The organism is Thiocapsa imhoffii (assembly GCF_016583985.1).
Taxonomy (GTDB): Bacteria; Pseudomonadota; Gammaproteobacteria; order Chromatiales; family Chromatiaceae; genus Thiocapsa; species Thiocapsa imhoffii.
The window spans coordinates 1-15,546 of sequence record NZ_NRSD01000032.1 but is presented as its reverse complement, the minus strand read 5'-3'; the positions used below and the strand labels follow the sequence as shown (position 1 = coordinate 15,546).

General features: G+C 58.9%; 12 protein-coding genes. All 12 read left to right on the top strand.

Annotation, left to right across the window (positions count from 1 at the left end; genetic code table 11):
- Positions 1 to 21: 21 nt before the first annotated feature.
- Entirely contained in the window at positions 22 to 1,473 is a 1,452-nt protein-coding gene (locus tag CKO25_RS19015; RefSeq protein WP_200389534.1) for an RAMP superfamily CRISPR-associated protein, read from the top strand.
- On the top strand, positions 1,473 to 1,970 hold the full coding sequence (locus CKO25_RS19010; RefSeq protein WP_200389533.1) for a hypothetical protein: 498 nt from the start codon (positions 1,473 to 1,475) through the stop codon (positions 1,968 to 1,970). The genes CKO25_RS19015 and CKO25_RS19010 overlap by 1 nt, the downstream gene beginning before the upstream one ends.
- Positions 1,971 to 1,981: 11 nt before the next feature.
- Complete coding sequence (locus tag CKO25_RS19005) at positions 1,982 to 4,117, top strand: TIGR03986 family type III CRISPR-associated RAMP protein (protein ID WP_200389532.1); 2,136 nt, start codon at positions 1,982 to 1,984, stop codon at positions 4,115 to 4,117.
- A gap of 147 nt (positions 4,118 to 4,264) precedes the next feature.
- Positions 4,265 to 5,557, top strand: coding sequence for a PDDEXK family nuclease (locus CKO25_RS19000; RefSeq protein ID WP_200389531.1), 1,293 nt, complete (start codon positions 4,265 to 4,267; stop codon positions 5,555 to 5,557).
- Between the two features lie 58 nt (positions 5,558 to 5,615).
- Positions 5,616 to 5,924: a CRISPR-associated protein Csx16 gene (gene csx16, locus CKO25_RS18995; RefSeq protein WP_200389530.1), complete on the top strand. Its 309-nt coding sequence runs from the start codon at positions 5,616 to 5,618 to the stop codon at positions 5,922 to 5,924.
- 2 nt (positions 5,925 to 5,926) lie between these two features.
- Positions 5,927 to 7,435: a coiled-coil domain-containing protein gene (locus CKO25_RS18990; protein WP_200389529.1), complete on the top strand. Its 1,509-nt coding sequence runs from the start codon at positions 5,927 to 5,929 to the stop codon at positions 7,433 to 7,435.
- A 21-nt stretch (positions 7,436 to 7,456) separates the two neighbouring features.
- Positions 7,457 to 8,083: a 4Fe-4S single cluster domain-containing protein gene (locus CKO25_RS18985; RefSeq protein WP_200389528.1), complete on the top strand. Its 627-nt coding sequence runs from the start codon at positions 7,457 to 7,459 to the stop codon at positions 8,081 to 8,083.
- Entirely contained in the window at positions 8,080 to 10,734 is a 2,655-nt protein-coding gene (locus CKO25_RS18980) for an AAA family ATPase (RefSeq protein ID WP_200389527.1), read from the top strand. Before CKO25_RS18985 ends, CKO25_RS18980 begins: the two co-directional genes overlap by 4 nt.
- Entirely contained in the window at positions 10,731 to 11,390 is a 660-nt protein-coding gene (locus CKO25_RS18975) for a hypothetical protein (RefSeq protein ID WP_200389526.1), read from the top strand. The genes CKO25_RS18980 and CKO25_RS18975 overlap by 4 nt, the downstream gene beginning before the upstream one ends.
- Before the next feature lie 12 nt (positions 11,391 to 11,402).
- On the top strand, positions 11,403 to 13,115 hold the full coding sequence (locus CKO25_RS18970) for a PP2C family protein-serine/threonine phosphatase (protein ID WP_200389525.1): 1,713 nt from the start codon (positions 11,403 to 11,405) through the stop codon (positions 13,113 to 13,115).
- A gap of 54 nt (positions 13,116 to 13,169) precedes the next feature.
- Entirely contained in the window at positions 13,170 to 14,504 is a 1,335-nt protein-coding gene (locus CKO25_RS18965) for a vWA domain-containing protein (protein ID WP_200389524.1), read from the top strand.
- 21 nt (positions 14,505 to 14,525) lie between these two features.
- Complete coding sequence (locus CKO25_RS18960) at positions 14,526 to 15,455, top strand: hypothetical protein (protein WP_200389523.1); 930 nt, start codon at positions 14,526 to 14,528, stop codon at positions 15,453 to 15,455.
- The last annotated feature ends 91 nt before the right edge of the window (positions 15,456 to 15,546 follow it).

The window sequence follows — 15,546 nt, the reverse complement described above, 5'->3', positions numbered from 1 at the left end:
ATGAATCGTCTCAAGCGTTCCGTGCTGCATCTCGCCCGTTTCACCCTAGAGGCTAGAACTGCACTCTCGATTGGTACGGGCGGCAGCGACGGAATTTACGATCATCCCATCGTGCGCGATGCGAATGGCTTACCCATCATCCCAGGCACCTCGCTAGCCGGTGTGCTGCGTCATCTGTGGATCACCGAGCATGGTCAAACGGCGTCTGACAAACTGTTCGGCTATCAGGAACGAGACCGAGGTGCTGCCTCGCGCTTGGAAGTCGCGACCTGTGTGCTACAGGACAGCAGGGGCCGCCCCATCGAAGGCTTATTGATTGGCTCGGAACGTGAGCGTTTGAAAAGCGATGCGCTATTGCGCGCAGCACTGGCGTCCCGTGAAGACCCAGTATTTCGTGACCGAGTCCGCCTCACGCACCGCGGCGTAGCGAAACACAGAGGGAAATTCGACCGGAGCGTGCTCTTGGCCGGTTACCGCTTCAGTGGTGAATTGCGGCTGTGGTCTGAACATCATGATGATCCGGGTTGGACTGGGCTCTTGGCGCTGCTAGGTGATCCACGCCTGCGTCTCGGGGGCGCAACACGCGCGGGCCTTGGTGCCGTCAGCCTCAAGAGCTTACATACCGCTTGTTTCGATCTGAACGGCAAACCAGATGACATTGCGCGCTTTCAGGCACTCCCCGAAACGATTGGCGATACGACTGGGCTCAAGATAACCACTCTGCCATCTGCTGACAGTCGCTCGCCCATTCACCAACTACGGCTACGACTGAAAGCGAATGATTTCTGGCGAATCGGTCAAGGTAACAAAGCCTTCGGTCAATATGACAAAACGCCTGATCTGTTGCCAAAAGCCGAACCAGCGGTGCTTTGGAATAAGCAGGGACACGGCCAGATCGAACCGCGTCTCGCGCTGATACCAGCTTCCTCAATAAAAGGGGCCCTCGCCCATCGCACTGCCTTTCACTGGAATGTCCTCAACAGTAATTTCGTAGAGAAGATGGCACCTGAGTCGATGGCTGACTGGGACGCCTCTGAACACTGCGAAGCGGTGCAAGAGCTATTCGGCTATGCAAAGGATCGTGAAACTTCTGCCGGACGAGCGCGAAACGCGACCGGCCGAGCGGGACGGATTCTGATCGATGACATTTATTTACCAATTCCAGGTCAACAAGGTCTTGGTCACCTCATGCACAACAGCATCGACCGGTTCACTGGCGGGGTGCGTAACCGGATGCTGTTCAGTGAGGAACTGCTCTACCAGCAGTCCATCGACTTGATCATTACCCTGCTGCCAGGCGTTGAGGGTACAGATCCTAATGCACGACTTGCGTTGGCGCGCGCACTCGATGACCTATGTGCAGGGCGTTTGGCACTCGGGGCCGGTTCGGTCAAGGGTCATGGCACCTTCAGCGGTCAACCCCTCGACGAGGAAACACGCATCTGGTTAAAGGCACAAAAGGAGAAGCGCTGATGAGTCTCGCTCAGATACTTGATGCTTACGAACGTCTCGGGCAACGACATGGATTGGGAAAAATGGAGCCGGCCGGGCTGCGGCTGGAGACCCGTCACCTGGACACGCCCGAAGCCGCCTGGACTGAATTGATGGCCTGTCGCCCTGTGGAGGGCTGGTTACAGTTTCAATCCAAGACCCTGGTGTTCGTCGACGGACAGCTCCCTGAGCCTGAAAGCGACTGGGGGTGGTTGCTGGATGCTGAAGCCTGTGACGGTGCGGGACGTTCGTTGAGCGTGCGCACGCTTTCGCCGGGTTCGTTGCGTTTGGTGCTGGCTGAACGTCAAACAGTGGGCACGGGAGAGCCGGACTATCTGACCGACGAGGTTCGCCACTGGGCGACAGGTAAAGTCAAGGTTCTGGGCAAAGCCCGATTGCGTTATCTCCGCTACTGGCGTCGCGACGATCTCGATGGCGTTTTACCCGTGTTTGCTGCGTTTCAAGGTTTTGCTGAATAAGGAGTTTCGTCATGGCCCCTCCCGTTTCCATTGATGCCCCCTACAACTTCGTCCCACTTGCCGACTGGGTACATTGTCCCGACTGGGCTGATCGTGTCTCGCATGATCTTCCTTTCGCGGACGGCGTGTCTGGACACCTGGATCTGAAGATCACGACGCATACCCCGTTACTCGTGGGTGGAGTCCAGCAAAAGGCCACGGCTGAAGCGCCCGGTGAGGTGCGTCCCTTTCGGATGCCGGATGGACGCTATGCGATTCCAGGCACCTCGCTCAAAGGCATGATTCGCGCGGTCGTCGAGATCGCGACTTTTTCGCGGATGAGCATGGTGGATGAACGACGCTTAGGGGTGCGTGATCTCACGGCGGCGGCGCGACCGTTTTACGGCAATTACATGACGAGCACCGTTGGAGATAAGACGTACAAGGCAAAAGCCAAGGCTGGTTGGTTGACGTTCGATACAAACAAAAAAACCTGGTTGATACAGCCTTGTCATTTTTCCCGAGTCGAGCAATCCGATCTGGATAAATTTTCCGGGAATCATTGGTTTCATGCATCAAAAAACGAGCGTAAAACTGCTCAACAGAAATATGATGCATGGAATCGCGACTTGAATATTACATTCGACGCCGGACCGGAAGAGCCGCATCGGCATACCCCAGGGCAATTGGTTTATTCCAAAGCGAAAAACCTAGGCCAGGGCAGTTCCACAGGAACACTCGTATTCACCGGACAGCCAAGCCCTAAAAAACATATGGAATTTATTTTTTACGGGGCAAATGGTTTGCCGATCGAAGTGCCGGAAAAAGTCTTTCGCGGCTTTCTCGACATCCACGATGCAAAAACTGAGCATTCCGAACACACCGCCTGGGATGACTGGCGCGGCAAGGATCGGTTACCCGTTTTCTATCTGGAAGAACCAGGGCATAAGGGAACTGTCGCCTCGCTTGGACTTGCGATGATGTACAAGCTGGCTTACAAAAATTCGTTGCATGATGCGATCAATAACAGTTGTCAAAAACACCTTGACGACAGCTTGAGCGATATGGCGACGTTGATTTTTGGCCGAGTCGGCGATGCTTCAGAACAATGCCTGAAAGGACGAGTGACATTCCACCATGCCGTGGCGGATGGCGATCCGTGCGAACAGGCGCAGCCGGTGACCATTCTCAATGGGCCGAAACCTACCTATTACCCAAATTACATCAAGCAGCCGGACGCCAAAGATGGCAAGTTGTCAGATTTAGGTCATTATTCCACCCTGATGGATGATAACTGTAAGTTGCGTGGCTGGAAACGTTATCCGGTACGCCCGCTCGCGCAAATGGGAGTTCAGTCATTGACGCCGGAGCAAGCTCAAAATACGGCGGTCCAGATCAAATTGCATACCTTACCTGAAGGGACGGCCTTCAGCACGCGCATAAGCTTTCACAATCTCAAACCGGAAGAGTTGGGAGCCATCTGCTGGGCGTTGACTTGGGCTGGTGAAGAACAGCTTCGCCACAGTCTGGGCATGGGAAAACCCTTTGGATTCGGTCAGATCAACATTTCGATTGATTCGGAAACCTCCATTTTCCTGGCTAATAACCCGTCTGGTTCAGACAGCCAACCAAGTTGGGAAGGTTGTATGCAGGCCTTTGTTTCTTATATGGAGAAAAGTGCGAAGAAAGCACAAAAATCCTGGAAATCTTCATCCGAAATTATCAGTTTGCTAGGGATGGCTGACCCTGATAAAAACCCGATTCAAGGCAGTTTGCACTATATGCGACTGTCTACGGAAAAAGACAACCAGTTCAAGGATGCTAAGATTGCACGTCTGGTTTTGTCCGAATATGCCAAGGGACGCCATCCTGATCTTGGAAAAAACGGAAGCAAGAAGTCTGGTAGCGATTCAGCTTCTGAATGGCCCAATGTCGAAATCAAGCTCAACCCTGGTAACGGCGAGCTTTCAGCATCCCATAAGGAGCGGACGGCCACACTGCGCAATCCGGAGGCACAAAAACTCCGCGATGATCTTCCAGAAGAGATCAAGCAGCGGCTCAAAAATAAAAAGTCCCTGAAAAACTGCAAGATCCGCGTCGAGCAGATCGGTAACGCTTGGAAGCTGGCGGCCATTCTGGCGGTTGGCGAGACCCCCATCGCCACCTGAACATCCGGGTACGCCCGGCAGTCATCGGATCGGTCCTTCGCACGGGCGAGCGGCCGATCCGAGTCCCGCGTGCCATTGAAAATCGCCCCGAACCTCGCGTTGTACCAGTAGCCGCACCCAACACCATCGGTACAAGGAGACCGAGTCATGCCCCAAGCAAGCCTGTTCGTCGCGCTGTCCACGCAACAAAATATCGCCAACATCCTGCCGATCCTGGAACTGGGCAAACCTGGAGATCGCGTCCTCTGGATCGAGAGCGAGACGGCACGCAAAAACAACTGGAGTCAGGGCGCATGCGTTGTGTTGCGCCGCTACGGTATCTCAGATATCGAGACACTTCCGGTCGACGATGATCCGGTGTCGATTCAGCAGATTCTGACGGAGCATCCGGCATTACAGACGACTGATTTCACGATCAAGTTGGTTGCTAATGGAGGAACGAAATTGCAGATGCTTGCAACTTCTAAAGCACTCAACGGCCATATATCAGAGCTATTGTATAACTCGGATCGTGTTTGCTTACTGGAGCGTTATCGTTATCATCGCGACCGGCAGGAACCCGTCGAAGCGATTCCTTATCAAGGTCGCGGAGTCGATTTGTTGGATATGTTGACCTGTAATAACAAAAAAATTCTCGGCGAAGCGGAGCAAATATGGCCATCCGACTCCCCGGAATTGCCGTTATATGGAAAAGATATCGATTACACCAGCAAACGCCATCAAAGGATTTGGGAGTGGGAGAAGTCACGCCCATCCTGCCCAGAGCCTGCGTTTTCATATGAGGAAGCTGTCCGAATTTCTCCGGAAAAAAGGCAAGCACTTACAAAAATAGTTCTGGACTGCTGCGGATTGAAGAAGATTCAAAACGAAGATCATTATCTGAAAAAAATCTATGACGCCGCCCATAGGCTCGACGCAGATGCATGGAAGAAACAGCCAAAACGCGCTAGCGACGAAGAAGCGCCTGATGTTGGTCGGGATCTGGAAGACGCCGTTTCGGTGCGAGTCATCCGCTGGATCAATCAAAATCCTAATTTCGCAAAAATGATCCAGTCGATATGGCGTAATGTGAAAATCACTCCATCTTATAACAACAAAATAGAAGCGGAACTCGATGTCGCGTTGCTGCTCAAGAACGGGCGTTTGCTGCATCTCGAATGCAAGGCATTCGATGCGCCACTGAAGGATATGAATTCACGTTATTCAGTCTTGCAGCGAAGCTCGTCGCAAATCGCCAAAATGGCGATCTGCATCCCTTTCTTCGAACCCTTGTCCGATTTGGAATGGCATAAGGAAATTTCAGAGAATGCCAATAAAATCAATGAATGGGACCACTTCGATCTGATCGAATTCACATTTCCTGAACAACTCGGCACGAAGGGACTCACTTTTGAGGAATCCTTAACTAAATGGGTGAAGCCTTTTTTGTTTGCCGACTGAACGCATACAGCATTCTCAAAGCAAAATTGGGATAGCACACAGAGACAGGAACGGAACCATGAGCATCTATTTCGTCACCCGCCATCCTGGAGCGTACGATTGGGCCTTCGCAGAAGGCCTCCAGGTCGACGCGGTTGTTGCCCATCTCGATCCTGCCATCATTCAACCGGGCGATCAGATCATCGGCTCGCTCCCAGTCAACCTTGCCGCTGAGGTCTGCACACGCGGCGGGCGATATCTGCACTTGTCACTCGACCTGCCGCCGGATCTGCGTGGTGAGGAACTGAGCATCGAACAGATGCGCACCTGCGGTGCCCGCATAGAAGAATATCGCATCCTGCCCGTCAATCGCCACGAGGGAGATTAGCCATGAGCGGAGAGACTTACACCTACGTCAGCCTGCGCCAAGATCGGGTTGCGGAGCTGCAGCGCCGCGCCAAGCGTGCTGAAGCGCTCGAATCCGAGCGCCGACTACTCGAACGGCAACAGCAGGCACGTGCAACCGAGGCGCGTCTCTTACAGCAGCGCCTGGCCGACAATGAAGCTCGATATGAACGCCATGTCCGAAGCCTTGGCGAGGAGATGCAATCACTCGAAAAAGCGACTAGACAGCGCTTCGATGAGCAGCGCCGCGTCTATCAAAAAGGACTGTCTGAGGCCATCGAGCGGCAGCGCGCCTATACCGACACCCAGTTTAAAACACTCGATGATCGTATGGGACGCCTCGATACCCGTCTCTCGAAGGACATCACTCGCGTCGACGAGCGTGTCAACGCCTTGACCGAACAGGTCCGCCAGGATCTCGGGACGCAACGCCAGGAGTACCTCGATCTCTTCGAGAGGCAGCATCTGCACTTCGATGCGGCATTACAGCAACAGGGCGCGATCTTGCAGGCGAATATCGACGCGCTAGCCGACGACATGCGCCAACGCCTGCATAACGAGCAGGAACTGGCGCGCGAATGGATTAATAACCTGCAACGAGAACTCGATTTCGTGCGCGATCGCTACCGCCATGAACAGTTCGCGCCTGGCGAACTGGCGCGGCTTGAACAGCGCCTGCAACTAGCGCGCAGCAACATATCCCAGGGCATCTATCAAAGTGCGATCGCCAGCGGACAGGAAGCCTTTTTGCAAGCACATCAACTGCGCGAACGGCTCGAACTTGAGGAACTGCGCTGGGAGCATCTGCGTCAGGCCGCGCATGAGAGCGCCACGGCAGCCTTGCTGTTCCTTGATGAACATAGCCTGATTCGATATCAATTCGACACCGATCAGGCCCTGGAGGTCGAGGTCGACTATTGGACCGAGGGCCGCTGGCAGTCCTTGCGGGCGCGGCTCGATCCCATTTTGGCGCAGAGCGCCGACCCCAAGGTCGCCTTGAACGCGGAAGAGCTGACGGCTCGGCGCGCCGAAGCCGATGCCATGGCCGACGAGGCCCTGGCCCTGGTCGCCATGGCGCGTAATGCCGCCTTCTCATCTATTCAGCGCCGCGACATCCAGGAGCTCATGTTAGAACGTCTGGAGCGTCTGGGCTACCAGCACATCGACAGCACCTACGAGGCAGAGGACACGCGGCGTGCTTTTCATATGAAGCTGCGCAACGGCAATGGCGAAGAAATGGTCACCATCGTTGAACCTATCGGCGAAGATTTCGCCAATCGGGTGACCTTTGATTTCTTCGATCACAGCCCGAACGATCAGGTGCGCGAGGAGCGCCTGAAACTGATCCGCGAGCAGATCGAGACCGAGGGCGAAATGTCCGTGGGCGAAATGGCCTGCGAGCCGGCCTATGCCAAGACCAATGGTCCGGACGAGCGACGCAATTTTGCGCGCGTGCGGTCCACCTCGAGCACAACCTCTGATGGTAAGACCTAGCGGCCACGGGACATGCCAGACATGACGGAGAAAGTCGATAAGGCCCGCACGCTCAACCTGGCCGCGCACTGTCGCCAGACCCGCGCCCTGGGACCAGGTTTGCGCTACGCGCTCTGGGTGCAGGGCTGCCACTTCGACTGCCCAGGCTGTCTGGCCGCTGATTGGCGCGTGCGGCGACGCAACCGCCTGATCGCGGTTGAGACCCTGGCACGGGACATCATGAGCACGCTCGAGGTGGAAGGACTCACCCTATCCGGTGGCGAGCCGATGCTACAGCCATTGGCTTGCCGGCGCCTCATCGAGCAGGTGCGCGTCCAACGGCCGGGCTTCACCCTCGTCCTCTATACCGGCTTCACGCTGGAGGAGCTTCAGATCCAGGGCCATCCCGAACGCCTGGCTTTGCTGGCTCAGGTGGATGTGCTCATCGATGGACGCTATCAGGCCGAGTACAACGACAATCGCGGGCTGCGCGGTTCGAGCAATCAGCGCGTCCATTTGCTGACCGACGCCTATCGCGAACCGGGCACATCCTATTTCATCGAACCAGCGCGTCGAGTCGAGCTGCATCCGCGTCCGGAGGATCTGCTCATGGTGGGCATTCCACCGCTCGGTCTGGATCCGGCCCTGCGCGAGGTTCTGCCGCAATGAGCTCACCCTTCGCCGACGGTGGTCATCGTCTGTTCGTCTGCTATGGTACCGTGCGCGATCGCTTCGTGCCGCCCAGCGGAGTACCGGTGCCATTTGATCGCTTTCTGCATCGTCATCTGGGCGCACTCGGCTACGACACTCGGCTCTACTATAGCCATCGCGGACTGTATTTTTACGATCGTGAATCGCGTGATCGTGTCATATCTGGCACGCCACCCACGGCCGATTCTCATCCCAGACCCATCGAATCGGAGCGTCGCTCACCACTCGCGCCCGCCCCCGGCAGGTTGTCGTTACGTCGCCGAGCCGCCGCCAATCAGTCCCCAGCGATGCAGACCGCCGCGAACACCGCCAACGACAGCCCGCTGTGCTACCCCGATCTCAGTCGCCTGACTGAGATGCTCCCAACCCTGCGCCGGCTGACCAACCCGGGTGCGCCAGCGGTCGCGGTCGTCTTCGACAGTGACCATCTCGCCGATTTCAGCACCAACGGGCCAGTTGTCGAACAGTTTCGCGGCTTTCTCGATAGCATCCGCACCTTGCCGCCAAGCCAGCGCGCAATCCTAGTCTTTGTTTTCGGGCAGGACTTGGAGCAACTCGCCGAGCAGTTGCGCCGCAAACCCGCGCTCAATCTGTTGCTTAACCTCGATACGCAAGGACACGCACAAGGGATCGCCAAACTGGTGCCCATCGGCGCACCCGAGCACGACGAGGTCCGGCGTTTGGTGCACAATTACCGGCTACTTCAGGGTCTGGATCTCGACTGGCCAACACTGGATCAGAGCCTGTTGCGTCTGACCGCCGCGCTCAAGACGGGAACGCTCGATGCAAACCGCCAGACCGCCCAAAGTGCGCGCAGTGGTTCGCTGTTGCAGCTAGAGCATGCCCTGGAGCGACTAGTACGCACTAGTCAGCGCCTTGACCCGAACAGCGTGCGCACCCTCACCGGTCGCGCGCTCGAAACCCAGAGTGCCCGGCAGCGTCTGGAGGCCATGATCGGACTGGAAACGGTCAAGACCTATGTTCAGCGCCGCCTCAAACAGCACCGTCATCTCGCACCTGACATGGGTCACGGCACCGACGGATCACCGAGCGACCTCCGGCGTCTCACTCCCGCCTCCCGGCCAGTCGGCACTGGGGAATGGATGCATCTTGTACTTGCCGGCAATCCGGGCACAGGCAAGACCACCCTCGCCCGCCTCATCGGGGAGATCTACCAGGAGGCGGGACTGCTGGAGCTGGGGCATACGGTCGAGGCCAAACGTGCCGATCTGGTCGGCGGCTATGTCGGCCAGACCGCGCTCAAGACGCGCGCCTGCATCGAGCGCGCGCTCGGCGGCGTGCTGTTCATCGACGAGGCTTACAGTCTGGTCGAAGGCGGCGAGAACGACTTCGGCCCGGAGGCCATTACCACCCTAATCGACGCCATGAGCAGCTACCAAGACCGGCTGTGCGTCATCTTCGCCGGCTATCCCGCCGACATGGATCGACTGGTCGCTGCCAATGACGGCTTCAGCAGCCGCTGTACCCGAATCGATCTGGAGGATTACGGCCCGGCACAACTCCAGGCGATCTTTGAGCATTACGTGTATCGCGCCCAGCCGCCGGTCGTCCTCGATGACGAGTTCCAGGAGTTGCTACCCACGCTGTTTCAGGAGGTCCATGACGAACGCCCCCAAAACTTCGGCAACGCTCGCGACATCGAAGCCCTGTTTCGCGACATGCGCACTGCGGTCATCGATGAACTGGAAGCGCCGGCAGCAACCCATCACTTCGGCCTCCGCCATCTCCCGCCAGCCTATCAGGGCTATCTGCAACAGATCGAAGCGAGCACCCAGGCCGGCCCACTCGCCGAGCTGGAGTCCCTGGTCGGGCTGCGCGGCGTTAAGCGGCAGGTGCGCGAGCTGCTCGACCTGCTCGCCTTCGAGCAACGTCGCCAGGCGCAGAGCGGCACCAGTGGCCGAATCGCGCTCAATCACTATCTCTTTCTTGGCAACCCCGGCACCGGCAAGACCACGGTGGCGCGACTCATGGCCGCCCAACTCAAGCAGATTGGTCTGCTGAAGACGGCGCGTCTGACCGAACTGACCGCCAGTGAGCTGTCGGGCCAGCCCCATCTCGGGCAGACCGAGCAGATTGTGCGCAAGCGCTTCATGGAGGCCATCGGCGGCGTGCTCTTCATCGACGAGGCCCATCAGCTCGCCCAGCCGCACAGCTATGGATCAAACGCGCTGGGTGCCCTGACGCCGCTGCTCAGTCGCCATGCCGATGAGTTGGTTGTCATCTTCGCCGGTTATCGCGACCAGATGCAGGCCATCTACGGCATCGACCCTGGTTTGAAGCGCCGGTTTGAAACCATCCTGTTCGAGGACTTCAGCGCCGAGGAGCTGGTGACAGTGTTCATGCAGACGGCCCACAAAGACGGTCTGGACTGTCGCGAGCCGGCGCGCCAAAAGCTGCTTGAGCTCTTCACCTGGATGCTGGCCAATCGGACCGATGGCTTCGGCAATGCCGGCACCGCGCAACAACTCTTCCAGCGCGCCAAGCGCCGACTCGCCCAACGCCTCTTGATCGCCGGCGGACCGCTCGACCGCGCTTGCATCGAGGACAGCGACATCCCTGGCCCGAAAGACTGTGGTGACCTACTGTGAACGCCCGACCAGCCCATCTAGACAACCTGCATCAAAAACTCGACGCTGCCCTAGGACAGTCTGGACTCCTCCAGGAGATCCTGTTGCTGCGCCTGACTAACGAGGTCATCAACCGCTTCGCCACCAGCGAATCCGAGTGGCAGACGGCGCGGGAGCTCGATTACCGCCACTGGCGTCAGGAGCTTCGACCGCTCCTAGACAACCTCCAGTTCATGATCAGCAGTGCCGACGCCTATGCGCCCGACAGTAGCGCTCTAGAGAGCGATATCAGCCGTCTCGGCGCCCAACTTCGCGACATCGAGCAGCGACTGTCCGAGCTCAGTGCGCGCAAGAGTGCACTGCAAACCGAGCTCGACGCTCGGAATGCCGATTCGTCGCATCTACGCGACGAGGTCGAGTGGCTCGAGCGCCTCAAGAGCCTGGTGCCCTTTCGCGACGCCCTGGCACGACGCCTCGATATCCAGCACTTACGAGCGCGCACCAATGCTGAATTGCTACATGAGCAGGATCGCCAGCGTGAGCGCGGTGAAGCCCTCGTCCACGAGATCGACACGCGCCTGGATGCGTTCGATGCACTGCTGCGCGAGAATCTAACCCTGAGCAAACAGGAGTGGGAGGCCGTGCGTCACGCGGTCGATGCTTCAGTCAGCCGATAAGGACCCCTCACCATGAACAGCACTGAGCTGGACGAGCTGATGAAACGCCTAAAGCGGACGCTTGAGTATGTGGCGGAGGCGTTTCCGGACAGGCTCTCTCCAGAGATGCTTTGGAATGCTGGCAGTGCCGTCCTGCGCGAGGCCATTCCGCTGAATCCGCCCCCCGATTGGGCAGAGTCGCTGGCCGAGACCACGCTCATCGACTGGTACGCACTGCTGATAGAGGATTCCGACCTCTTCGAGTCGCGCTTCAACCAGCGCGAGCCCTCCAGTCTGCAGGCGCGGTTCACCGTCATGGACGCCACGGCCTTGGCCGAACAACTGCACAGCGACTCGCCACTGATGACGGGTGCCCAGCGGTTAGCCGAACTGCTCACCGCCGCCAACCGCGCCGATTTGATGATTACACGCCTGCATCCGAGCGACTTCTACCTGTACGAAGATCGCCTCGATGCCGACTGGGAGTCCCTGCTCGGCTCGGCGCGCAATGGCACCGACCGACTCCTGAGTACCTACGAGCTGGGCTGGATGCATCCGGCCCTGCGCAAGCGCGAGATCCCTCCCGAGCTGACGCCAGCGGCAGCAACGACGCACACCTATGCTTACTGGATTCTACACACACTCACCCGCCTGCCGCCCGCCGCCAACCAAGCCTCGCTGCTCGATCAGATCGAACGCTTTCGTGTCTACAATCCACATTTGCCCAACGCGTTGCGCGCCTGGCTACGGACCTGGCTACGCCTGCCAGCCGATTCCCGACAGACTCCGCTGGAGTGCTGGCAGGCGCTTCAGGCTCTGGTTCACGACTGCGAGACACAATCGGAGATCGCGATCGCCCGGCACGAAACCGGCGGCGAGAGCCTGTTTGGGCGCAACAAACGCAGCCATCAGAACGAAGACATGCTCGTCATCCTCAATGACGTGCCGGGTGCGACCTTGCTTGCCGTGGCCGATGGCGTCTCGACCGCCAGCCTGGGGAGCGGTGGACAGGCCAGCTTCACCGTGCGCGAGCTGGCCGAGCGTCAGCGCCGAACCCTGACCGAACGGCTCGACGCCTTGGCCGCAAGCGACACCTGGGAGGCCGACGGCTGGCAACTGATCGAAGAGTTTTTTGAAAATGCCCATCAGGCCGTCGTTGATAAGATCAACAGCCACCTGACGGAGGATGCGGAATCGCCCGCCACGGCTGAAACCATGTCCAGCACCCTGGTTCTGGCCCTGGTGCGGGGCAATCGCGCACTGATCGGGCACTGGGGCGACTCGCGCGCCTACCGGCTCTCGCCCCAGGGCGTCGTGCGTCTGACCGAGGATCACAATGTCGAAATGGAAGCCCTGCTGCGCTCGCGTGAATCGCGTTACGAACGATCCGATCAGGGCGCGGCGTTGGTGCGGGTTCTGGGACAGTGCCGGTATGATCCGCAGACACGCCGTTTCGCGGCCGTGGAACAGAAGGTCTCGCGCGACACCTGTCTGCTCGGTGCCGAGGACTGGCTGCTGCTGTGCTCCGACGGACTGCTCAGCGGTCTGAAGGGCGAGAGCGAGACCGAGAAGGAACAGCGCCTCCTGGCCCTTCTCGGACGACATCACGAAAGTCACTGTCGCGAACTGGCGCGACAGCTGTCCCGCGCCGCCGACGACGACAAGGGCGACGACAACATCACCGCTGTGCTGCTGCGCGTCATCGTCGATGACGACCCCCAGACCGAACACCGCGCGGCCAAGTGAGAGTATCCGAGCCGCCACCCCACGCCATTCGCCGATATTTGAGGAGCCTCCGACATGGCCGAAGAGATCCGACTCAACATCGCCCTCAATCAGGATCTGCTGCTCAAGGGACAGCCGGACGTCCCGGTGATCGTGCGTCTCGATATTGAACCCGCAGAGGAGTTTCGTCGGCAACATACCCAGGTTCCGACCGACATCTGTCTGCTGCTCGACTCCAGCGGTTCCATGGACGAGCCCTTCACCCAGGGCGATACCCGGACCAAACGCGATGGCGTGATCGCGGCGGCGCAACAGATCCTGCCGCATCTCGGGCCACAGGACACGGTTTCGATCATCTTCTACGACAGTCAGGCGCACCTCATCGCCGAACGCCTGCCGAGCGGGCGTGCCGGCGAGATCTCCGCCCTGCTGGAGACGCTGCGCAAGTACAATGGAGCCACCAACTTCGAGGCCGGACTGAAGATGGCCCAGGCGGTGCTGAGCAACGGCACGGCCGGCAGCCGCCGGATCTTCTTTCTCACCGACGGCAACCCCACCAACGGCGATCCGGCCAATACTCTCCGGCTCATCGAGTCCCTGGGGCAGGCCGGCGTGACCATTGACTGCATGGGGGTCGGAGCCGATTTCAATTTCGGTTACATGCGCCAACTCTCCGCGTCATCCAATGGCCGGACCGAACGCCTCGATACCCGCGACCGTGCCAATGCCCTGTTTGAGCAGCTCCTGGTCAGCGCCCAGCGCACCATCGCCACCAATGTCTTTCTCAACGTCCAGTTCGCCAAGGGACTACGCGATCTGGAGATCTACCAGACCGCTCCCGAAACGCGCTACTACTCCCGGCTCCAAGCCGGCAGCGGCGGGCGTTTCTCCCTGGAGATCCCGGTGCGCACCCTGCGTCAGGACAAGCGCAACATCTACTTGTTCAAGGCCAATCTGGACCTGCCAACCGACTCCAGTCAGCACCCCTTCGCCGAGGTGCGGCTCGACTATGATCTGCCGGCCGTTGGACTCAGCGGTCAGCGCGCCGCGCTCAGTATCGCGTTCAGTTGCCGTAATCAGGGCCTACCGTTGCGGGACACCAGTGTCGACGACATGTTCGCTGAGGCCGAGCTGGCCAAGTTCTACGAGCATTTTCTGGCCGTCCAGACTCAGGACTGGCGCCAGGCGCTGAGCATTCTCGACGAGATGACCCGGCGCGCCCATCTCATCGACGATCAGGACCGGCTGCGTCACTACCAAACGCTGCGCAACAAGTTGCAGCAGAAGCACGGCTTGAGTGACGACGATCTCAACTGGGTCGGCGCCAGCAGCACCAAATCGACGATCGCACAGGACGCCGCCGAGTTAGGAACGACGGCAACGTCCAGCTTCAGTGACATCGACTACTAATCGCGCCTGGAGTCAGCGAACGTGAGCCACACATCAACCTGGATCTGGAAAGACGGCAAGGCGCCCGGCCCGCGGACGGCGCGCGCCGGTGAGACCTGGATCTTCCATCTGCCGCTCATGGGGACGGGGCCAGCGCCCCTGATCGACTGGATGGATATCCCGCCGGGGCTGACCATCACACCCATGCCGGGAGACGGCCTGAGCTTCGCCATCAAGATCCCGGCGAATCTGGTCGGTATCCAGACGCTGAGATATCGACGTGCTGGCGAACCACGCGCCGATGAACTCCTGCTCAAGATCCTGCCAGCGCTGTCTTCGCAATCGGCCTCCACCCCGGATTCAGCGTCACTTGCCGCCTCGCCGTCCGTCGCCAGTGCACCGCGCGGACCACAGATCCAGGGCCGTCGGCTCGACCAGTCCAAAGATCAAGCAGTGAGCATCCCGACCCCCGAGGACATTCGGGTCCGGAGTGGTCATTCGTCCGACCCGCCGGTGTCCCGCTCCACCGAAAGCAGGGATGCTCAGAGCCATCCGCCGGCTGTGTCTTCGCCCGGGTTTGTAGCATCGGCGTCCGCGCCTCGGCTCGATCCCGATCGCGAGTACGAGATCCAGGTCTATCGCCAGGGTGAGCGGATTCACCAGCTCACCTGTCCGCTGACACCACACAAGAGTCTGCTCGTGGGCAAGTTCTCCGCCTCAAAGGCGGTTTTCCCGGACATCGACTTGCGCAATCACTTCGCCAGCAGTCCAGCCGAAGCCTTGTGCTCACGCCAGCAGGCGCGAATCTATTGGAGTCATGGTCGCATCCAGCTCTTCAATATCGGTAAATCGCCCATCACCCTGCCCGATGGACGCAGTCTGCCAAAGGATCAGGCCCACGTCTGGACACCTGGGGAGGAGGTGACCCTGCCGGGTGGGCTGAGTCTTCGTCTGGCGATCCCGGCGTACTGATCCGGCTGAATCGAGGAGCAATCACGTGAGCTCATTTTTTCAAAAGATCCTGAGTCGTTTATTCGATGACCAGGCGCCGTCCCCACCCGCG